The following is a 22,659-nucleotide window of genomic DNA, read 5'->3' on the forward strand; positions in this document are numbered from 1 at the left end:
TTTAACTTATCCTCTATTCTTTCTTATTTCTTTTTGAATTTTACGCAGTGCTTTTTTCGATCCGCGCTCAATATCATGTTGCATTTTTCTCTCTTTATAATCGACAAATAGTGTATTTAAATCGTATCCCTCTGGGTATAATTCCTTCGCTGCTACCTCTAAATTCATACGTTTTACATTTACTTCAACGAATTCACCGTTATAATATACAACAACGTTATAAAAATTATCTTTTTCCTTATAGATGATACCAAAATCATCATAATCTAATAAATTCACACGATCGCCGATTTTGTACTCATAATGAAATTCTCTTTTTTCTTGTACAAATTTCGGTTTTCTAATTTTACTTTCATTCACTTTTTCTAAGGCGTACTCTTTATTTCCCATGTACTCTTTCGCTCTTTTCAGCACATGTTCTTTTACGCTCATTTTATTCGCAATCCAAAGTGCATTACTTTCTCCTGATTTTCCGATAACTAATTTATAAAGCGGCTCTAGCGTTTCACTATTAAACTGCATCGCTGCATTCATAAAGTCATCGTGCATTTCTGAGAATCGTTTAATTTCTCCGTAATGCGTACTCGCAACGGTAATACATCCCGCAAGGTACAACTCTTCTAAAATAGAAATTGCAAGTGCTGCTCCTTCATTCGGTTCAGTCCCGCTTCCTATTTCATCAAATAATAACAACGTATTATTATTTGACATCCTCATAATCTCAGAAAGATTTTTCATATGAGATGAAAATGTACTTAGTGCATTTTCGATACTTTGATTATCACCAATATCTACAAATACATTTTCAAAAATAGCGATTTCTGTACCTTTATCTCCTGCAATATGAAGACCTGACATTGTAGCTAATGTTAACAATCCAATCGTTTTTAACACAATTGTCTTTCCGCCCGCATTCGGCCCTGTAATAATTAAACTACGATACTCTTGACCAATTTCAAAATTTAAGGGTACAACTTGCCCTGTTAAAAGCGGATGCTTACAATTCACTAAATGAATGTAGCCATGATCATTTAACTTCGGCTCTATTCCATCAATTGATTTACTAAACTTCGCTTTTGCAAATACCATATCATACTGACTAATTAGCTCCATGTTAATCTTTATACTATAAATGTTTTCTAACACCATTCCTGATAAAGTCGCTAAAATTTGATATTCTTCAACCGCTTCTTCTGCTTTCAAACCCGCTAGTTCCGCATTCAATTTCGTAACCGTATGCGGTTCTATAAATACAGTAGAACCTTTTGCCGAGGCTTCAATAATACTTCCAGCAACTTGGTTTTTATAGGAAGATTTAATTGGAATCGTATAACGGTCATCCTTTTTACTAATAAAGAATTCCTGAATGAATTTCTTATTTGCACTACTATTTAAAAACTTTGTTAAACGTTCTTTTATTTTCCCATCTACAGAATCGATATTATTTCGAATTCGTTTTAACTCTTTACTTGCAGCTGCATCAATACTATTTCCTTTAATTGAAAAGTTAATTTCCTCTTCAATACTTTTATATTCAGTCATTGAATTTGCATAAGAAGCTAATACTGGTGCAAAAAATTCTTTATCTAACATAAACTTTTTAATCTTTCTACATCCGCGTAAAAAGTCTGAAACACTGACTAATTCTTCTGGATCTAAAATCATCCCTTTTTCTAATTTTTGAATTGTACTAGCAATATTAGAAATGCCGAAGAAAGGAACATGCCCTTCTGCATCTAATATAGCTCGTGCTTCTGTCGTTTCATTCAACCGATTTCTCACTACTTTTATACTCGTACTCGGCTCTAATTTGTTTAATAATTCCTTACCTAATCCACTTACACAATAAGATTTCACTATATCCTTTAATTCGTTATATTGTAGCTTTTCAAAAGTCATCGTATTCATTTTGTTTCTCCTCACTATGATTGATTTTTATCATAAATGAAGATACCTACTCATTAGATTCCAATGAGTCATATATAAAATCCCATAATTATACAATAAAAACATATACAAAAAAGCTGCGGGGATACCGCAGCTTTTACATTTACAAGGCATTTGTAATAACATATGAGGAAATAAGCCATAAAAAAATAGATGGCAGTCCCTTATTACACGCTTTATAAAGTATTGTAGGTATCTTCATAGGTTTTGAAATAAATGCATGACAAAATTAGGGGTATGATGTACATAAAAATCCCCTGGTCTTATCCGATTTATTTCATTAAATTTTTCCTATTTAGTACCTACCGCACTCACAAAAAGCACCTCTCATTAATTTATATTATAGTCATTGAAATCTAATTTACTGAAATCATCATACTATATGTTTTGTAAGAAGTAAAGGTGTCAAACTATTTCCTTGCAGACTGTAAAATGTTCATATAATCAACCTTTTTCTCAAGGGTCTTTTTCGCATCTTCAGCCGTTACTATATAATCTACAGGAATATTTTGTAGTACATCCTTATTAATATTTGGCAACTGAATCGTTATATCTTCTACATTACTTTTACTATTTTCAATCGTTTTATTAAATTCCTGAATACTTCTTGCAACCCCCGCTAATGTTTCCATATGTACAGAATTGTTTACATCTAAAACAGTATTACTTTTAAAAACTGCCGTATAATACTGTTGCAAATTTTTCTTCGCTATTTGTTCCTCAGTATTCTTATCGGAAACATTATCCCCAGTCTGCATTTGATCAAAAGTAAATATAGTGTTTTTCTCTCCATAATATGTATTAAATCTTCCTTGTAAATTATTTGCTTCCTTTTTCTTTTCATAGTTATCATTATTTACTTCTGGAGAGATTTGCCCCTCGAAGTACAGTTGAAATTGCAAGTGTGGTTCATCGACTTGCTGCACAGTAACTATCCGCCCCTTTGGACCAAGGAAGTCCTTTCCGTTATCCAGAGTTTCAACTCCGTTTAATTTAACAACCATACCATACTCCGATTTTGTATAACTTTGTGCTTTTTGTTCAATTTCTTCATTCGATATATCACATGATGTTAATAGTAATAAACTAAACATTATACTATATTTCATTATTGTTCTTTTCATATTGCCTCTCCTTTTGCTACTACCACCTATACAGAAATGTGCCTATGGATTTTAAATTACGATTTATATAAAGAACTTCTTCTAAAAAGCGCTACATCAAACTATCTTCGCTAACTTGAATAATAAAAACTCATCATCTTGCTTTAGAAAACACTAATAACCACAAGTATAAAAATACCCATTAACTATCATTTTATGATAATAGTGTAATTTTGCATTATAATAATTTTATCGTAAAGCAAATATAATATCTATTAAAATCACATTAAAAACATACTAATATTTAGTTCTATAGCAATCACAGTAAGGAGATGTTCCTCGAGTACGAATAAGATGACATTATTTATTCCAATGCATCTCTTGGTGTTTCAAAAGCCGACTAGTTCATTTATAAACATAAAGATTTAGGAAGGATAACAATATAAAAAGAAGAGGAAAACTTATATTTCCCTCTCCTATTTCATCACCAAATTACTGCTGAACATATATGGAAACTGATCCTCCACTTACTTGGAATTGTCCCCAACCATCCTTATTAATTGTTACAGTATTTGTTTGATTACCCGTAATATCGTACCATACTTCCCCTGCGTTATTCTTTCCAACATCCATCCACTTTGCCCCTCCTGGTCCATCAGAGATTAATGTTGCTAAACCAGAATTAGCATGTACACTATCACCTTCTCTTGTCCAGCCAATCACATCTTGATGATCAAAATAATCACGTTGCGTACCATATGCAAAGTTTTTTCGTGCCATCAAAATCGGATCAATTTTATCCTTTAACGCTGGAATTTCATAGTTACTATTTCCTTTTGTACCATAGTAATCACCATAGAAAACAGAAGGATACCCCTCTGCACGCGTTAAAATAAATGCATATGCCAGCGGCTTGAACCAAGGGCTCACTACAGATTCCAATGACTGACCAGGCTGTGAATCATGATTTTCAACTAGAGTAACCGCAAGTGTAGGATGATTCGCAACTACCGTTCCTTTTAAAATATTTCTCATATCATAATTTCCATTTCCTGTTGAAGCATAATGAAAATTATAATGAAGTGGTGCATCGAACACAGATTGATTATAATTAACCTTCGCTAAATAATTATTTAAAGTCTGGATATCATTTTGCCAATATTCAGCTACTGTAAACATTTCTTTCCCTGTTTGCTGTCTAACGTGATTTACCCAATCGCGCAAATATTCATGATCAATATGTTTAACAGCATCTAAACGAAAACCATCTAAATTTAATTCATTCGCATACCACGTTCCCCATTTTTTCATTTCATTCGCAACATCTGGATGATCAAAATCAAGATCCGCATACATCAAATAATCATAATTCCCATTCTCGCTAGACACTTCCCAGTCCCATGCTTTACCTATGCCCCTAAATTTATAAATTCGGTTTAATTTCCTTCCTTCATCCCAATCCGTTCCATCAAAATGATACCATTTCCATTTGAAATTAGAATAAGAATCTCCACGCCCTGGAAAGTTAAATCCCGTCCACGCACTAATTTCATAATCACCTGATACTTCAATATTCCGATTGCTCGGGTCTACCTCAACTGCTGTGACAGTTTCTGTATAATCAGCCCCACCTTTATGATTCATAACTACATCACCGTATACATTGATGTTTTTCTTATGTAAAGCGTCAATTGCAGACTTCAATTGTGCTTTCGTCCCATATTTCGTCCGCACTGTTCCCTTTTGATTGAATTCCCCCAAATCATATAAATCATATGCTCCATATCCTACGTCATTTTGCGTAGTTCCTTTATATGCAGGTGGTATCCAAACAGATGTAATTCCTTTTTGCGCTAAATTTTCAGCATCAGTACGCAAACGATTCCAATGATCTCCCTCATTCGGAGCATACCATTCAAAATACTGCATTAACGTTCCATTGTTAACTGTATCTGCATATGCTTTACTCCCCTCATATATACTAGGTAAAAACATAACAACTGACAATCCGACTATTGTTATTCTTTTAAACATCTGTACACCATCCCCTTACAAGAAAGCGTTTGCATAGTTTATCAGAATTATTATAATATTCGTCCCACCGTTAGTAAAATAGCAATCTCTCACTCTCTCATATTATTTTTAATCTAATTTCAAATATTCAACGTAGTTTTAATTTCACATCCTATTCAAGATTGTTTACAATTTACCTATAAAAGCATAACGGAGGGATTTCGATGACAGACTTTCAAAAACAATTTTTCGCACGATTACATATAGAAGAAAAAGACACAGTTTCATTTGAAGATTTATCTAACATTATGTACGCAATGGCACAAACTGTTCCTTTTGAAAACTTAAATATTCTCGAAAAGAATTTTAAAGAAATATCAAAAGAAAATTTGAAAGAGAAAATTTTAGTAAATAACCGTGGCGGTCTTTGTTATGAACTCAATCCTACTATGTATTACTTCCTGAAAGATTCTGGATTCGATGTTCATCTCGTTTCAGGAACAGTTTATAACGCTGCAAACTCCATATGGGCTGTTAATTCTGGCCATATCGCAATCGTTTTAACACATCATAATGAACTTTATTTAATTGAAGTAGGATTCGGATCATACTTACCTCTTGCCCCTGTCCCTTTCTCAGGTGAAGTCATTCACTCTGTTACAGGAGATTATCGTATTCGTAAAGAAATGACCGAAAAGGGAAACTACATTTTAGAGATGCGGAAAAACAATGAGTTCTTGGATCAATCTTCTGCTGATGATTGGACGTTAGGCTATGCATTTTATATAGAAGAAGTGGATGAAGAAAAAGCAAATACAGCACAAAAAATTATCGTTGAACATGAAGGATCACCCTTTAATAAAGTACCTCTTATTGTAAAACTAACTGAAGATGGGCATGCCTCTTTAACGAAAGATAGCCTTACAGTAGCGAAAAATGGTAAAAAAACGAAAGAAACCGTTACAAACATGCAATATACAAACCTTTTACATTCAAAATTCGGAATTACACTATAAGTAAGTAAGCCTTGTTATTTTAGCAGGGCTTTTCAATTTTCAGCAGGGATTTTTTGCAATTTGTTGTATTTCATAGTTATATAGAAATATAACTACATGTTTAGAAAGGAAATGATTATGACAGAACTTAAAGATCGATTACAAGTAGCTGATATAGAAAAATGGGATTTAACAGACATTTACCATACAATTGAAGATTGGGAAAGTGATTTTCATAAAATTGAAGTATTAACGAAGGAATTACACGAGTTTAATGGAAATATTCACGACGGCAATAGTTTATTAGCTTATTTAACGAAGAGTGAAGAAATTTCTAGCATAATATCTTTTATGTTCGCTTATGCACGATTACAATCTGACCTTGATACACGCAATACTGACGCGCAATCTCTTGTCGATAAAGTATCACAATTACACGTGAAAGTAAGTGCAGCGAAATCTTTCTTTTCCCCCTTCTTACTTAGCATAGACGAAAACACATTACATTCTTACATAGAAGAAACAGAAGGCTTACAATATTATAAAGAAGACTTATTTGAATTATACCGTTATAAAAAACACGTATTAAATAAGGACCAAGAAGAAATTTTATCACAAATGGGTGAAGCTCTTTCTTCTCCACAGCACACATTTGGTATGTTAAATAATGCAGATATATTATTTGGTGAAGTGACGACTGACGATGGAGAAAAAGTGAACTTAACACGCGGAATGTATGCAAAGTTAATAGAAGATACGAATCGTGAAAAGCGTAAAGAAGCTTATAAAGCATATTACAAACCATATGTTCAGTTAAAGAATTCCATCGCATCTACTTTATCCGCTGCTATTAAAAATAATGTTACTGTTTCGAAATTAAGAAACTATCCATCAGCGCTAGAGAAATCATTATTTGGCGATATGGTTCCGAAAGAAGTATATGAAAACCTAATTGATACAACGAAAAAAAACATTCAAACATTACATACATACAATGAAATTCGAAAAGAAAAATTAAACGTAGATGAACTAAGACAATACGACTTAGGCGTCGATTTAGTAGAAGGTGCAAAACAAGACATCCCATATAGTGAAGCATTTGACATTATGATTGCATCACTAGCTCCTTTAGGAGAAGAATATATTGAGACATTAAAAAGTTTTAAAGATAAAAGATATATAGACGTAAGAGAAACACCAGGGAAACGTTCTGGTGCTTATAACTTTGGTGTATACGGCGTTCATCCTTTCATTCTTTTAAATCATCACGATGATTTAAACAGCCTGTTCACTCTTACTCATGAATGCGGTCACGGTATGCATACGCACTATTCACATGGATACCAACCAAGAATTTCTGCACATTATTCTATCTTTGTCGCAGAAGTCGCTTCTACAGTAAATGAAGTGTTATTAATTCACTATTTATTAAAAGAAGCAAAAGATACGAACGTGCGTAACCATTTAGTTAACCATTTTATTGAGAAATTTAAAGGTACTTTCTTTACACAAATTATGTTTGCAGAATTTGAAAAAATCACACATGAAATGGCTGAACAAGGTAAACCATTACATGCACAAGTCTTCAGTGAAATTTATGAAAAGCTATTTAAAGAATATAACGGTGATTCACTTGTATTTGATGAAGAAGTAAAATACGGATGGGCTAGAATCCCTCATTTCTATCGCCCGTTTTACGTATACAAATATGCAACTGGATTCGCATCTGCCATTCAAATCGCTGATAAACTATTAAGCCGTGATCCGGATGCTCAGAAAAATTATATTGAATTCCTTAAAGGCGGAAGTTCAGACTACCCATTAAACTTATTGAAAAAAGCTGGCGTCGATTTAACAACGCCAGAACCGATTGAAAGTGCATTAAAACAATTCACTCAACTTGTTGAGGAGTTTTCAACATTATAAAAAGCATGCAGAGTATATACTCTGCATGCTTTTTATTTGAATTACTCTATTCTATATGCTGCTGCGTCACACAATGAATCATACCACCGTATGCATACAATTCGTTAACATATATACCGACAATTCTTCTCCCTGGAAATTGACCTTCAATGATTTGAAGCCCTAATTTATCATGTTCATCACCGTATATAGGTACCAATACAACTTCATTACCAATGTAAAAATTTAAGTACGATCCTTTACAATCTGCTTCTTTTACCACTTTTCTTGTTACTGGTACTGGAATGAGCTGAAATGGCTTTCCATCTATATTTTTCGCTTGCCGCAATTCTTGATAATGCTTTTCGTACGCCTCCAAAAGGTATGGCTCTCCTTCATCGAAAGGATCATATTCATACAGTATCGTATTTTCATTTACAAACCGTGCCGCGCCATCAATATGATAATCCGTATCTTCATCATAATTATCTTCTCCGCGTATACCAGTTATCCATATAAAATTTGTTACTCCTAAATATTTCGTTAACTCCATTTCAATTTCTTTCTGACTTAGTGTGGGATTTCGATTTTCATTTATAATAGACGTTTTCGCCGCCATTAAGGTCCCGTTTCCGTTTATCTCAATTCCCCCACCCTCTAGACAGACACTAGATTCAACTTTTGGAATACGATACATTTCACTTATTTTATTCGGAATATTAGCGTCTTTTTCGTACGGATATTTATTTCCCCAACCATTAAATATCCAGTGCGTTAGGCAGCGATTCCCTTCCTTATCCGTTACAAAGATTGGTCCGTTATCTCGTATCCAAATATCATCAGTTTCTTGAATTAAGAAATCAATTTTATCCATATTTACATTAGCTTCAATTAACTTCGATTGGACATGTATTTTCTCTTCTTCATCACATACAACAATATGGACATTTTCTCCATAGTGAAGCTCCTTTGCCATCGATATCCAAATATCATCTAACTTAGCTCTGTAGCCTTCACCTCTATGTGCTTTATCATGTGGCCATTGGAGCCATGTACCTTCATGTTTCTCCCATTCCGCAGGCATATAAAACAAACTATTCTCTATATTTCTCATACGTGTTCACCCCTTATATGAATGTACGTACAGTCTATACTTTGACATCGTGTTAAGGTCAACAGGAATATCTTCATTTACTTGTAGCAACTTTATAAGGTGATTCTTTACTTCTCCTTTTTATTATGATAAATTGCTTTCATACATAGAATAAGGATTGACATAATGTTAATGTCAATCCTTATTCTCATTCTATTTTCGTAACTAAAAAACAAATTTGTGTCACATACTCTTCTGCTAAACAATCACATTCAGGTCCCTTTATATAAACTTCATATGGCGAATTAATTATTACATACCCATTTCTTTCAATCCATTCTTCTAACGCTATATAAGCGTAACCTATATAGTCGTAACTTCCATAATGCATAGTAGTAACGATATGATGTGGACTTAGTTGTTTCATTTCATACTCTTGTGCTACGTCTTCATCATTCCCCTGCATAACCGGAATTCTTAACTCAATATCACTGTTACTTGGAATATATTCTTCATCATAAAAGACTGCAGATGGAGAACCAGCTATTTGAAAGTTATTTTTTTGTACCTCTTCATATAAGTCATAAAAATAATCATCCATATCATCTATATCTATTTTTACTCTTTGAGTAATTAACGTTACTTCGTTCCTCATTCCCATTAATATATCGTAACTTCTATGGCGAGCAATATTTAGACTACTATTCACCATTACCATTTCATTCATTTCTGAAATAACCTGTAAGTTTTGCTTCACTTCCTGAGACAACTCGATAATTTGTGATTGTATATGCTGAACAAACGAATCTTGATCCGATGACTGCAAAACAATTTTAATTTTTGGAAGAGGAAATTTATACTCCCTTAGCTTTTTTATTTTCAATGCTACTTCCAGCTGCTCTTGTTCATAATACCTATACCCATTAACCGGATTCACATATGCCGGTTTTAATATCTCCTCTTTGTCATAATGTCTTAACATCCGCGTACTCATTTTACAAATCCGAGAAAACTCAGCGATGGTATACATATCAATACTCCTTGAATATATTTTCTTTTCATTACTTATTTATTAAAACCAATCAAAAATCTTCTTCATTGAAAAATTTTCATTCTGATTTTTCAATCTTCTCATTTTCGAAGGTAACAAATGACTTGGACAATACCACGTTAAACAATTCATCGCGCCTCCCATTGTTGATATTTCTCCTACATGAATTTGAATAACTTGTTTCTCCGTATACTGTTGAATATATCGTAAAACTTCCTCATCTTTAGCTAGCCCAAACTTAGGAACATAAAGAGCATCACATGATTCTAACATATTTATATACAACCCTTTTGCCGATGCTATCTCTTGATCATATTGTCCTTTCTCTGTATATGATGAAGGAACAACTATAAATTCAGCTTCTGGCATTTGTTCTTTAATAATCTCTTGAACACTATATCTAAATTCATGATCTCCTAAAAAATCACTAATAAACATTGTATGTTCATCAATAAATTTAACCATTCCGTCTGCGTGTGCTAGTACATCCCCTTCCTCAGCAGGAATAATAATAACTCGGCTCACATCTAAATCCCATTCTAACTGCTCAATAATTTCCTCTTCTATCCAATCATCGTTATCATCAAATATGCGTTCTGTTAATATTACAGTATCTTTTTTATTCCAAATAAGATTACCACCATCTAATATTAATGGGGATTTTACATATTCAAAGTCATTCTTTTTCAACCATTTATTAAATTGTTGATCTAAATATCGCCCTTGATCATTTGGCAAATAATTTGGTCGATATTTAAATTTAACTAAATGATTTGTGACAAACGGTGCAACATCTCTTAGCCAAATATCATCATACTCAAAACAGCTCGTATGAAAGTCTTGTTCTTCAACAGATAAAGATATAAGTTGATCCGCAATTGATTTCTTTTCATTTAAACATTCATTAAAGTAAATCAAGTCTTCATAAAATGGTTGATAATATTCATTTAATTCGTCTGGTATTGCAGTAAAAATAATGCCATTATGTTTTTGTTCCATATTATTTACCTCGCTTTTTAATAGTAGTTACATAACTGATTTTACAAAGCCAACTATTCCTAAATTTATGTCTTTTTTCGTTACAACTCATGCAACATGTACATTTTATGAATGGATTATAGCATGGAGAAATATTATATATTTATATAAAAAATATAAGGCTGACGTTAAGCCTTATATTGACTCTTGACAAGTTTTTTAAATACCATATTTTAAAACAACAATAAATGATTAAATGATAACTCGATTCATTACCATCCAATTTCAGTTCTTGTATAAACTGAATGACTTCTTTCATAAGAAACACACTTAGAATAACCCCTAAGCAAATTAAAGCTAGATTTAAAATGTACTGTAAAACGATAGGGAAATACGAAAACACTATTTTAAAATTCTTTAACACAAACATTTTTCTCCTTTACCATATAAAACGAAAAGCGAATATACACTATAATCAATTTATCATTATATTAAATTTTATTATTATAAATAATAAGGAACGACAAAATAGGTAATAAGATTCCACCTATTTTGTCTATATAGCAGAACAACGAAATTACAATCAATTACTTCAATGCAATGGGTTGTTGTTGTGTCACACAATGAATCATACCGCCGTTTTTATACAACTCTCTCACATCAATACCGACTACTTTATGACCTGGGTATAACTTCTGAATCGTATCGTTTGCGATTTTATCATTCGGATCATTATAATTAGGCACTAATACAACTGTATTTCCGATATAATAATTGATATATGCCCCCTTATAATCGAGAGTTTTTCCATTTTCTAAAGCAACCTTTTCTTTACTAAGCGGTAAGTATTCATACTTATATTTCTGTCCTGAAGCATTTTTTGCATCTAACAATGTATCCATATCTTTATTAGATAAACCCCATTCGGCTAGGTCATCTTCTTTCATCGTTACAATGGTAGATTTATTATGGAATTTAGCAAATCCATCAATATGAAAGTCCGTAATATCTAAATTAGGTACTCCGTCTAACCAAATAAAGTTTGATACCCCAAGGTCACTTATATATTTTTCAATTTCCTTTTCTGATAAATCAGGATTTCTATTTTTATTCGTTACTGCACTTCGAGTTAATAAAGCAGTCCCATTGCTGTCTAATTCAATTGCGCCGCCTTCAAGGACAAATTCCCCCCAATCAACTCTTTCAATTCCTGATTGTTTACTGACATCCTTACGTATTTGAGCATCATTTTTATAAGGTGTTTTCTTCCCCCAACCATTAAATGCTGGATCTAATATTTTGAGATTTTTATTGCTGTCATAAACAAAAATTGGTCCACTGTCCCTTGCCCATACATCATCAGTAGGCGCGATAAAGAAATCAATCTTCTCCATATTTAGCCCTTCATCTGTTAAAAGGTTATTGATTCTTTCTTTTTCTTCCTGGTCATATGCAACAATGTGGACTTTCTCACCCTCAGTTAAAGCACTTGCCATCTTAACCCAAATAGGTTCAACTTCCTTCTTATACTCTTCACCATATGTGTATTCATGTGGCCATTGCAGCCATGTACCTTCATGTTTATCTTTTTCATCTGGCATCGTATATTTCCCAGCATTTTTCTGTGCCTCTACTTTTTCCCCTTCTTTCCCTTTAACATTTTCATTGTTACCCTCAAAAGAGCACCCACTAATAATCGTTGTAGATAATGTAGCTATTAAACAAAACTTTATTGCTTTTTTCATTTTTTCAACCTCCTGTTCTTGTCTTCAATAATGTAAAGCTTCACATAGTGTGAAGCTCAAGCTTTTTTATCAATGTAAAAATTACCAATTTTTCTTTGCATTACTTAGCATTTAACTATCTATTTAGATTTATTCATACACAAATCACCTTTCTTACCTATTTATCCCGCTATTTATGGGCAGTAAGACCCCCACCTCAAAATTCAGCGGAAGCAAAGAAGTTAGGTGGGGGCCCTGTTGCCCGTAAAAGCCAGATTGATGAGGGCTTCTACTCAGTGGGGGATGAACAAAGCCCCTCCACTGAGTAAATTTTCACTTTATTCAGTAAGTAAAACTTTACAAAATAAAAAAATCGGTATTGATAATTACATATCAATACCGATTTTTTATAATTATTTTCCTTCTATTAAATCATTCGCCATTTTCCTAAATTCTTGATTAAATGCATCATTCATACCATTTTGGACGTTAGAAAATAATATGACAAACGTTCGTTTATCCCAGTTAAAATTATTAAAAGTGTTCCAGCCAGCTAATACACCGTGGTTATGATAATAATCTGGATAAATATAGAAACTAAATCCATATTTTCTTGCAGGTGATGCAGAAAACATATCTGATACACTTTGTTTAGAAAGTAGTTTACCATCCATAATAGCTTCATCTAACTTTTTCATATCTTCAACAGTCGTATACATTTCACCACAACCATACAGCCAGTTCATTTTTAAGCGAGGTGTGGCTATTAACTTATTATCTTTTTTCGTATACCCTTCTGCTAAGAAAATATCTTCTGGGAGTGTTGCGCCCATTCCAGATTCATTCATTCCAACAGGAGTCAAAATATTTTCTTTCACATATTCAGCAAGTGGTTTATTTGATATTTTTTCTACAATATATGCAAGCACCATATAATTATAATCTGTATATTTCCATCCTGTCCCTGCTGGAAATTGTAACGTTTGTGCCCCAATCCACGTTACTAATTTTAACCGTGATGCTGCGTCAACACTACCTTGTCCCTGTTCTGGTAATCCAGACGTATGTGTTAACAAGTTTCGTAACGTAATGTTTTTATCTGCTGGAAACGATGGGATATATTTATTTACATTGTCTTCAATGTTCAACTTCCCTTTTTCTTTTAGTTGCATAATAGATATTGCAACAACTGTTTTCGTAATAGAGCCAATGCGATATTTCGTTCTTGGCGTTGTTAATACTTGGTCTTTCACATTCGCATAACCGTAGCCTTTTCGTAAAATGACATGACCTTTACTTGCTACAAGAACACTCCCATTAAATCCTTTATCTTTTAAGTACTGATCTAGTTTTCCAGCTGCAATTTCATAACGCTTTTTCTCATTCGCATCAATTTCCTGCTTAACATCTTTTTGCTTACTATTTACATTAGAAAATGCCTTTGCATCATATTTTTTTCCTTTATTTGCATGTATTAGTGTAACAACACTTCCACAAAAAACAGCAAAAATAAAGAAAATGATTAACCATTTCTTTAACATACTAGGAACCCTCTTTTATCTAGTTTCACTTAACGTATATCCATTCTATTTTATATCTTTTAATTATCAAGTATATTATAATATTATTTAATATTCACTCTGTTAAAACTAGATTCCTTTTTCTCATTTTCAATTTTGACTACTCTCTATTGTATTTCTTTCTTGCAAAATTTCCAACATACAATCGGATGCATTACACTATAATTTCAAATTCTTTTGTAACATTTGTTACATACTAAAAAGAATGGAGATGTACTATGAAAAACACCGATAAACGCAATCGTTTAGATGATAAGATGTTTCATTATCGGATAACCAAAAATAACATGTTATTAATTGAATATTACGGAAAATAGATTGTGATATTAAAAGGAAATGATGCTGAAAAATTTTTAAATAAAATAAATCATGCAAATAACGATAAAGAAAAACAGGTAATTATGGCTAAAATTACAGGTAATTTCAAAAGAGGCAATGAACGAAATTGAAAATGAATCTCATTTACATTTTGATTATACAACAAATAAAAAAAGAAATGTCGCTCATTCAACATTTCTTTAGACTTTCTTCATAAAAAATTTACATTGCTACCATTCCTTCATTTTCTATACTTCCTATATAAGCTGACCGCTGAAATAGTTAGTAATACAACTATGCATAACCACGCATACGTATATCCCTTCTTATCTACAATATAACCAAATAAAGCAGGCGCAACAATAATGGCAATTTGATTTAATGTAAGTGCAAAACTCACTGTCATCCCTACTGATTCTTCACTTGCTGATTCCGCAACTTCAGCTATATAAAGACTAAACCATCCAATTGAAAAGAAACCTAACAATGCACTTACACCATACAATACATTCGTTATTGTATGTATGCTCATTACTAATATTAGAATGAAGAAAATAGAAATACAAACAGTTATAAATAAGGGGATACGCCGATTTCCCTTATAAAACAAATCACTAGTAGCTGCTAATATAACCCTACCAACCATTCCAGAAAAGAACATAACGGAAAATACTTTTCCAGCTAAAATTGGCGTGATTGATTGTTTCAATACTAAAAATTTTATAAAGTGTGCAACTAACACCATTTGCAATGAAATCATACAAATGCCAGTTATATAAATTGCATACAACTCTTTTTTACACATCACTTCTTTTAACTGCATCCAAAAAGAAAGTTTACTACGTTCTTGTTTAACTTTCTCTTGAATATATGGTTCCTTATAAAATATAAAAAATAAAAACCCTCCAATTATACAAATACATGCAATGCTATTTACCGCGTAAGCCATATTATATTTTATTGTAAGAAACGGGATCAACACTCCCGCTAATGTACCACCAATCGGTATACCGGCTTGTCTAATTCCCATCGCTAACCCGCGATTTTCTTTTGAGAACCACTTCATTATCACCTTACTTCCTCCTGGCTGCGAAACACTATAAAACGTTCCTACTAATAAAAGTACAAAAAGTAACCCATTAAATCCATTGACCATATTAGTCAGTAAAAACGAACCTCCTAATAAAAATGAACTTATCGAAATTAACAACTTTTCATTGTATTGATCAAGTAGCCGCCCGACAAAAAGCATACAAAATAGCGGCCCTATATTTACAACACTTACTAACAATCCGATCTCCGTATTCGTAAGTGCATATTCTTCTTTCCAAAATAAAGCAAACGCTCCAACACCATACGTTATAAGTGTTGCTGTTGTTTGAGCAACCGTCGCAAAAATTAACATAACCCACTTATAAGTACTATTCACCCTTCCTTCCATTAACACAATAATCCCTCCATCCCCTTCCATTGTATGAAAGTTCTGATATCATATAAAATAAAGATTTATCATGTAATCCATCAAAAAAAATGATACCTTTTCTGGAGGGATGATACTTGGATATAAAAGATTTAACTGTATTTTACGAAGTTGCGAAAGAAAAAAACATATCTCACGCAGCTAAAAATTTAAACTATGTACAGTCTGGCGTAACAATGCGTATGAAACAACTAGAAAACGAATTAGGTGTGCCTTTATTTTACCGAAACGGAAAAGGTGTAACTTTAACTTCTAACGGTGAGATTTTATTAACATACGCCAAACAAATTATCCACTTAATGGATCAATCTGTTAAAGCAGTTCAAAGTAATGGGATCGAACCAAGAGGCACTTTAAAAATTGGATGTACAGAATCTACAACCGCTGTAAGACTTCCATCTATATTAACGGCCTATTATGAGAAATACCCAAAAGTCGAATTGATTTTAGAATCAAATACGACAGAACAATTAATTAGGCTTGTACTAGAACGAAAACTGGACGGAGCGTTTATAGCTGGCTCTACTCAGCATGCTGAACTTCATACAAATATATTTCGTGACGAAGAATTAGTTCTCATTAGCAAAAAGCCTTTATCTTCCTTTAAAGAAATAGGAGACATGAATTTACTTGCATTTAGTCACGGGTGCTATTATAGAAATTTATTAGAAGATTGGCTTCAAGAAGAAGGAATTTCACCTAAGCGAGTATTTGAGTTTGGAACAATTGAAGCGATACTCGCATGTGTAAAATCAGGTATGGGCATAGCAATTATGATGAAGTCTATTTTAAATGGTCATAAACATGACATATCATTCAATCCTTTACCAAATAGCTTCAAAAAAGTTCCTACTACTTTTATTACTAGAAAAGATATATATCACTCTGCTGCATTACAAAAATTTATGGAGATGACTCACAATGCGTGAAAAGAAAATACGTGGTATGAAACGAAAAACAAACACTATGATAAAGCGAATTGAGGAACATATAAAAACGTTCCCTTCTACTTTCTATAACGATGAATATTGGAATATGCTATTGCCAGTTTCGCAAGCTTTTATTGACTCTCGTAAAACACCTAGAAAAGTAAAACGGTTATGTATTCAAACCTTATTAAACCAAGCAAATCATTTAATAAATATGAAACCGAGCGATACCCATACATATCGAGTTGTTGTTTTAATTTCTATAAATAATTTGTGGGATTCGCAAATCATTATATTTAAAAATGAGGACTACTTTCATAATTTCTTTAATAGAGATAGTGAATTTCAAAAATGGATTCTTCTTTCAAATGAAATTGATTTTTGGGAGACATGGGAAATGTCAGTTTATCATTCCTTCAAAACGCTTCACTTTCAAGAAATTATTTATGATGCAGATGAATGCTATGAAAAAGAGATTCTGTTTATCGGGGAGTTAGATTAAAAAGGGTATACCTAAAACACTGGTATACCCTTTTTCACTTATTTTTCCTTCAATACACTATGTAATCGATCCGGATAATTTGTAAACATTCCTGTAGCACCCCATTTGATTAACAGTCTCATATCTGGTTTCTCATTAATTGTATAAGGGTGAATTAACAGTCCATTTTTTCTAGCCATTTTCATATATGACTCATCAATAATTAGTTCCCCGTTATCATTACGTAAGTTTGGTCCAATACCAGCTGCATACTTTTTAATTTCTTGAAAATCATCATTTGTTACACTTTTCGGTTCATGTGTAATGCCAGACCATTCAACAATTTCATTGTTTTCATTTGGATAATACCAAAGCAATTGAACTAACGGAATATTTTCATTCATACTATGAATCTTTTTCAAACTATCTTTACTAAATGATTGAATCATAACACGGCTAGAAGACATGTTTTGACCTACTAAATTATATTTTTGTAACAACGCCAACAATTTCTCTTCCATTTCTGGATACACATCTGGTGATTTTGTTTCAATATAATACTTCATACTTCTCCCATACTTTTGGAAGATTTCTTCAAGAGTTGGAACCTTTTGCCCAACATACTCTTGCTTAGCCTTTTCTGGATACGCTTTATTAAACCATGATCCAGCATCTAAACTCTTTATTTCGCTTAACGTTTTATCGCGTACTTCGCCTGTTCCATTTGTAGTGCGATCAACTGCTGTATCATGCATTGCAATTAATTGGCCATCCTTTGTTAATTGAATATCTAACTCTAAATAATCCGCTTTCATTTTTTTCACTAAATCATAAGAAGCAAAAGTATGCTCAGGTGCATGTCCACTTGCTCCGCGATGTGCAATATTTAAAAACTTATTCGTATTCCATTCATGCTTTCCTTCTGCTTTCGCATGAACAGCTCCCCCAGCAAAGATGCTTCCCGTCATAAAGAAAATAACTAAAACGCTAATAATCTTTCTCATCCTTCAAACCCTTCCTACGTTGTAAATTTCAACAAGCTAATGAGATTTACACGAAATAGAAGACACACTTTCATTATTTTTATAAACCTATATTAAAATTCCAATCTTACAAATATACTTTCTCTATATTATTAATATAGAAAACTAGTATTATCCTATTTAATTCCTATAGCCCTCCTTTTCACATGTAACTCCCTATTTTGTACGGTTCATTCAATAAAAAAAGCCATAAATTATTTAGAATACACTCCTGTGTCCCTAAATAAATTTATGGCTTTTCTCAAATATCTCCGGCCTCTATTAACTTGTCGAATTTAATCATATCAAACCTATTGAAATTTGTGAATATTTTTTCAGTACAGTGAAGCACATAAAACAATATTTCTGTAGTTACTTAAAAATTACATAATAAATTTCTCATTACCTCTTCCAATACTATATCTGGATTTACTACCGTTTTTTCCGAACGCCATCCTATAAAGCCATCTGGTCTAATTAATACAGCACCTCCATTCTCTATACCATATAATTTGCTAAAAATATCTTCTGGAACAACAAAGTCTCCACTTAAGCCAACACGATACCCTTTTATATTTATTCCTAATTTAGCTGAAACAGTATGTGCTGCCTCAGCCCAAGAACTATTTTCTACTCCTGTAAGTAATACAAAACTGTTACCGAATAAGTCTAATGTAGAAACTTTCTTCCCTTCATACGTTCCCCATAAATGTGGCGCTCGCGTTCCAGGTCTTCCGTTCAACTCTATGCTATCCATTCTATGCGGAGTGACTGAATCATCTATAATCGCCTCTGAACAATACTGATATCCAACTGTAACAGCTAAACCATCCATATTATTCAAACTGCCTTCCTCTCTATTCGCAGCACGAAACAGTAAACTACTTGCATAAGCGGTCGTTAATTTTGCAACAGAGTGTCTCTCTTCATGATATGTTTCTAACAATTTTGGTTTTGCCTTCCCTTTTATAACAGCCGCTAATTTCCAACCCAAGTTATGCGCATCTTGTATTCCTGTATTTGAACCGAATCCGCCTGTTGGCGGCATAATATGTGCTGAATCTCCAACTAGAAAAATTCGATTTTCTTGAAATTTCACCGCTGTACTTTCGGCTGCTTCCCACGGTAAAACACTTAATATTTTTGATTCAACATTTGTACTTCCAATTGCTATTTGAATAATTTGTTTACAACGTTCTATAGTGAAGTCCTCTAGCCCCTCTCCTTTTAATGGATCGTAGGCTACATGATAAATCCATTTTTTTACGTTATCAACCGGGATAAGTGCACCAAGAACCTCCGGATGAAGTACCATCGAAAAACCGAATGCATCTCCTTGTATAAACTCACTTAAATCAGCTTCAAAATAAATATTCATATAATAGCCACCAATGGTTCCACGACCCTCAGTTTTAATCCCTAACTGCTCACGTATTTTACTTTTCGCTCCATCCGCTGCAATTACATAGTCACAATGTATGACACTTTCTTTTTCTGTTTCACGATTTCGAATCGTTGCTTTTACCCCGTTTTCATTTTGTTCAAATGCAACTAATTCATGATAAAAAGATAGTTGCTCGCCTAATGTTTTCGCTTCTTGTAACATCATCTCTTCTAAAATAATTTGATAACACGCAGTTTGTTTTGATGGACTAATCTTTTCTATTTTTTGAAGTAACTCTTCATCGTTTCCGTATTGCGTCGCTCTCATTTGTTCCAATTCTTCTTTATTCGCCTCAGCTATTGTATGAACCGCTATTCTTCCTCTGCAGTTCTCTAATGCTTTACCTGCCAATTTAATTCTTTTTTCCAAGCCTAATTCTCGAAATAACTCCATTGTACGTAAAGTAAGACCGCCTGCTTTCGGATGAATGGCAGTAGACGGATGCCTTTCAATAAGTAAGTACTCAATATTATGTTTTGCAAGAAATAACGCAGACGCTAACCCAGATAATCCCCCTCCAACAATTAAAACTGGTACATAATTCGATTTCATATATTTACCCTCCACATCATTGTTCTGAGCTCAGTGACATAAATATAATCAAAAAAAACATTAAAATATAGACTTATATTTCATTTTGAATTATCATATAGATAGATTACGCCCCAAAATTCCTTTTACCTTTTCATACATCTATAATCCACCTGAATTGTGTCTGTATGAAAGTGTAAAACAAAAGAATGTACTTTACGTTGAACCATGTTCTATCGTAAAAATCAAAAATAATACAAACATTATAAGCGGTCGTAACCTTATGGATTATACAAGGTTACGACCGCTTATTTTATTGTTACATCATTTTTTGTTTTTAAAACTTCATCTATTGTGTTATGTAATCCTTCCAATCCCTTTTCTATCTCCCTATAATTTTCAACAATAAAAAATTCATTCGTCTCGATTTTCTTTCTCAATATTGCACCTCATGCAACAATCATGTAGCATTACCGTATCGAAGTAATGGTTCATCATCTTAAACCTTTCGACTAATTACCTGGAGGCAAAGTGATTGAAATGAATAAACAAGAACAATTAAATATTATAAAAAAAGATTTTATTGATTCTCAAAAAGTATTATTGGCAATTGGTGATGAAACACGTCAAGCTATTTTATTAGTGCTAATGGAAACGGAATGTCAAACAGGATTACGTGTAGGAGAAATTACGAAGCAAACACACCTTTCCCGTCCAGCAGTATCACATCACCTTAAGATTTTACGAGAAGCTGGCATTATTTTAATGAGAAAAGAAGGTACAAAGAATTTTTATTATATTGATATACGTACAAAATTAGGTTTATTAAAAAATCTTGTATTAGATATTGAGAAGCTATTGCAAAACTTTTATTAAAACTTGGAGGTATAAGAAATGAAAGCAATGATAATTGATAGATATGGAAAAGTCCCAATGCGTATGGCAGAGGTACCTACTCCTGAAATTAATGGGTATGAAGTGCTCGCAGAAATTCATGCAGCTAGTATTAACCCAATTGATTTTAAAATACGTGATGGAAAAGTTAAAATGTTACTGAAATATGAAATGCCTCTAATCCTTGGGAATGACTTTTCCGGCGTCATCACGAAGGTTGGATCAAAAGTGACTCGTTTTAAAGTCGGTGATGAAATATATGCTCGTCCAAGAAAAAATAAGATTGGTACTTTTGCGGAGTATATAGCCATTCATGAAGATGATATTGCTTTAAAACCAAAAAATCTAAGTTTTGAGGAAGCGGCTTCGATTCCACTTGTTGGCTTAACATCATATCAAGCATTACATGACATCATGCAATTACAAAAAGGACAAAAGATTTTAATTCACGCTGGATCCGGTGGTGTTGGTACTTTCGCAATTCAGTTAGCAAAAATAATGGGTGCTACTGTTACAACGACTGCTAGTGAAGCTGGTGCAAATTTAGTAACGTCTCTTGGCGCAGATGAAATTATTAATTACAAAACAGAAAAATTTGAAGATATACTAAAAAATTATGATGCGGTATTTGATACAATCGGCGGTGCAACACTTGAAAAATCATTCAATATTATAAAAAGCGGAGGAAACATTGTTTCCGTTTCAGGTATGCCGAATGCTCGCTTCGGTAAAGAATTTGGTTCAGGATTCTTTAAAACTCTCTTATTTTCATTAGCCAGCAAAAAACTTACTGCACTTGAAAAAAAGCATAATGCTCAATATTCATTTTTATTTATGAAGCCAAGCGGGGATCAATTACGTACTATTGCAAACTATATTGAAGCCGGAAAAATCAAACCGGTAATCGATCGAGTTTTCCCTTTTGAAGATGCTCAAAAAGCAATGGAATATTCAGAGTCTGGAAGAGCAAAAGGAAAAATAATTGTAAAAATTAAATAATAATAAAAACCTCCATTTTCTTAAAATGGAGGTTTTAAATTTGCTGTTAAATAGACATAGTGCAATGAAGTCCTTACAATAGATTGCAAGGGGAAATATTATATTATACTTTTAGTTAACTTTACAAAGAATACATACGTACAAATACATAACTTAAAATACAAAAAGGAGG

Annotated in this window: 19 protein-coding genes; 7 read left to right on the forward strand and 12 right to left on the reverse strand. The window is 32.9% G+C overall.

Annotated features, from left to right (window positions below; genetic code table 11):
• Window positions 1-6: 6 nt before the first annotated feature.
• The 3 genes from MR169_RS13395 to amyS all read right to left on the reverse strand — a co-directional run bounded on the left by MR169_RS13395 (window position 7) and on the right by amyS (window position 5,084).
• Window positions 7-1,908, reverse strand: coding sequence for an endonuclease MutS2 (locus MR169_RS13395; RefSeq protein ID WP_033693031.1), 1,902 nt, complete (start codon window positions 1,906-1,908; stop codon window positions 7-9).
• Window positions 1,909-2,357: 449 nt separating this feature from the next.
• Window positions 2,358-3,071, reverse strand: coding sequence for a hypothetical protein (locus MR169_RS13400; RefSeq protein WP_000831441.1), 714 nt, complete (start codon window positions 3,069-3,071; stop codon window positions 2,358-2,360).
• Between the two features lie 471 nt (window positions 3,072-3,542).
• On the reverse strand, window positions 3,543-5,084 hold the full coding sequence (amyS, locus tag MR169_RS13405; RefSeq protein WP_242319522.1) for an alpha-amylase: 1,542 nt from the start codon (window positions 5,082-5,084) through the stop codon (window positions 3,543-3,545).
• A gap of 203 nt (window positions 5,085-5,287) precedes the next feature.
• On the opposite strand from amyS, the gene MR169_RS13410 reads away from it, so the two are divergent.
• Window positions 5,288-6,079: an arylamine N-acetyltransferase family protein gene (locus MR169_RS13410; protein WP_000129196.1), complete on the forward strand. Its 792-nt coding sequence runs from the start codon at window positions 5,288-5,290 to the stop codon at window positions 6,077-6,079.
• A gap of 117 nt (window positions 6,080-6,196) precedes the next feature.
• Window positions 6,197-7,984, forward strand: a complete 1,788-nt coding sequence (gene pepF / locus MR169_RS13415) for an oligoendopeptidase F (RefSeq protein WP_242319523.1) — start codon at window positions 6,197-6,199, stop codon at window positions 7,982-7,984.
• Between the two features lie 46 nt (window positions 7,985-8,030).
• On the opposite strand, the gene MR169_RS13420 is transcribed toward pepF, so the two are convergent.
• The 5 genes from MR169_RS13420 to MR169_RS13440 all read right to left on the reverse strand — a co-directional run bounded on the left by MR169_RS13420 (window position 8,031) and on the right by MR169_RS13440 (window position 14,350).
• Window positions 8,031-9,077, reverse strand: coding sequence for an agmatine deiminase family protein (locus MR169_RS13420; RefSeq protein ID WP_001244183.1), 1,047 nt, complete (start codon window positions 9,075-9,077; stop codon window positions 8,031-8,033).
• Window positions 9,078-9,264: 187 nt separating this feature from the next.
• Window positions 9,265-10,086, reverse strand: a complete 822-nt coding sequence (locus MR169_RS13425) for a MerR family transcriptional regulator (protein ID WP_086391364.1) — start codon at window positions 10,084-10,086, stop codon at window positions 9,265-9,267.
• A gap of 42 nt (window positions 10,087-10,128) precedes the next feature.
• Window positions 10,129-11,106 carry an agmatine deiminase family protein gene (locus MR169_RS13430; protein WP_242319524.1) on the reverse strand — a complete coding sequence of 326 codons (978 nt, stop codon included), beginning with the start codon at window positions 11,104-11,106 and terminating at the stop codon, window positions 10,129-10,131.
• A gap of 566 nt (window positions 11,107-11,672) precedes the next feature.
• Window positions 11,673-12,830, reverse strand: a complete 1,158-nt coding sequence (locus MR169_RS13435; protein ID WP_137070179.1) for an agmatine deiminase family protein — start codon at window positions 12,828-12,830, stop codon at window positions 11,673-11,675.
• A gap of 392 nt (window positions 12,831-13,222) precedes the next feature.
• A complete protein-coding gene (locus MR169_RS13440; RefSeq protein ID WP_016118398.1) occupies window positions 13,223-14,350 on the reverse strand; it encodes a serine hydrolase domain-containing protein in 1,128 nt (375 codons plus the stop codon).
• 356 nt (window positions 14,351-14,706) lie between these two features.
• Here MR169_RS13440 and MR169_RS28325 point away from each other — a divergent pair, with 356 nt between their 5' ends.
• Complete coding sequence (locus MR169_RS28325; protein ID WP_307863089.1) at window positions 14,707-14,838, forward strand: ABC transporter ATP-binding protein; 132 nt, start codon at window positions 14,707-14,709, stop codon at window positions 14,836-14,838.
• A 110-nt stretch (window positions 14,839-14,948) separates the two neighbouring features.
• Here the strand turns inward: MR169_RS28325 and MR169_RS13450 are convergent, their stop codons facing one another.
• Window positions 14,949-16,178 (reverse strand): MFS transporter, encoded by a 1,230-nt coding sequence (locus MR169_RS13450; RefSeq protein ID WP_137070395.1) that lies wholly within the window; start codon window positions 16,176-16,178, stop codon window positions 14,949-14,951.
• 86 nt (window positions 16,179-16,264) lie between these two features.
• Between MR169_RS13450 and MR169_RS13455 the strand changes: the two genes are divergently transcribed.
• Window positions 16,265-17,116, forward strand: coding sequence for a LysR family transcriptional regulator (locus tag MR169_RS13455; RefSeq protein ID WP_242319525.1), 852 nt, complete (start codon window positions 16,265-16,267; stop codon window positions 17,114-17,116).
• Complete coding sequence (locus tag MR169_RS13460; protein ID WP_086391361.1) at window positions 17,109-17,618, forward strand: DUF3916 domain-containing protein; 510 nt, start codon at window positions 17,109-17,111, stop codon at window positions 17,616-17,618. The genes MR169_RS13455 and MR169_RS13460 overlap by 8 nt, the downstream gene beginning before the upstream one ends.
• A gap of 38 nt (window positions 17,619-17,656) precedes the next feature.
• Here MR169_RS13460 and MR169_RS13465 read toward each other — a convergent pair whose 3' ends face one another.
• The 3 genes from MR169_RS13465 to MR169_RS28215 form a co-directional block, all read right to left on the reverse strand.
• Window positions 17,657-18,601: a glycerophosphodiester phosphodiesterase gene (locus MR169_RS13465; protein ID WP_001226334.1), complete on the reverse strand. Its 945-nt coding sequence runs from the start codon at window positions 18,599-18,601 to the stop codon at window positions 17,657-17,659.
• A gap of 394 nt (window positions 18,602-18,995) precedes the next feature.
• Window positions 18,996-20,615, reverse strand: coding sequence for an FAD-dependent oxidoreductase (locus MR169_RS13470; RefSeq protein ID WP_242319526.1), 1,620 nt, complete (start codon window positions 20,613-20,615; stop codon window positions 18,996-18,998).
• Between the two features lie 287 nt (window positions 20,616-20,902).
• A complete protein-coding gene (locus MR169_RS28215) occupies window positions 20,903-21,034 on the reverse strand; it encodes a hypothetical protein (RefSeq protein WP_001227549.1) in 132 nt (43 codons plus the stop codon).
• A 91-nt stretch (window positions 21,035-21,125) separates the two neighbouring features.
• Between MR169_RS28215 and MR169_RS13475 the strand changes: the two genes are divergently transcribed.
• Both MR169_RS13475 and MR169_RS13480 read left to right on the forward strand, forming a co-directional pair.
• Entirely contained in the window at window positions 21,126-21,470 is a 345-nt protein-coding gene (locus tag MR169_RS13475) for an ArsR/SmtB family transcription factor (protein WP_000571870.1), read from the forward strand.
• Window positions 21,471-21,488: 18 nt separating this feature from the next.
• Complete coding sequence (locus tag MR169_RS13480; RefSeq protein ID WP_044795242.1) at window positions 21,489-22,487, forward strand: NADP-dependent oxidoreductase; 999 nt, start codon at window positions 21,489-21,491, stop codon at window positions 22,485-22,487.
• The last annotated feature ends 172 nt before the right edge of the window (window positions 22,488-22,659 follow it).

It is taken from the genome of Bacillus cereus group sp. BfR-BA-01349 (genome assembly GCF_022663795.1).
Lineage (GTDB): Bacteria > Bacillota > Bacilli > Bacillales > Bacillaceae_G > Bacillus_A > Bacillus_A cereus.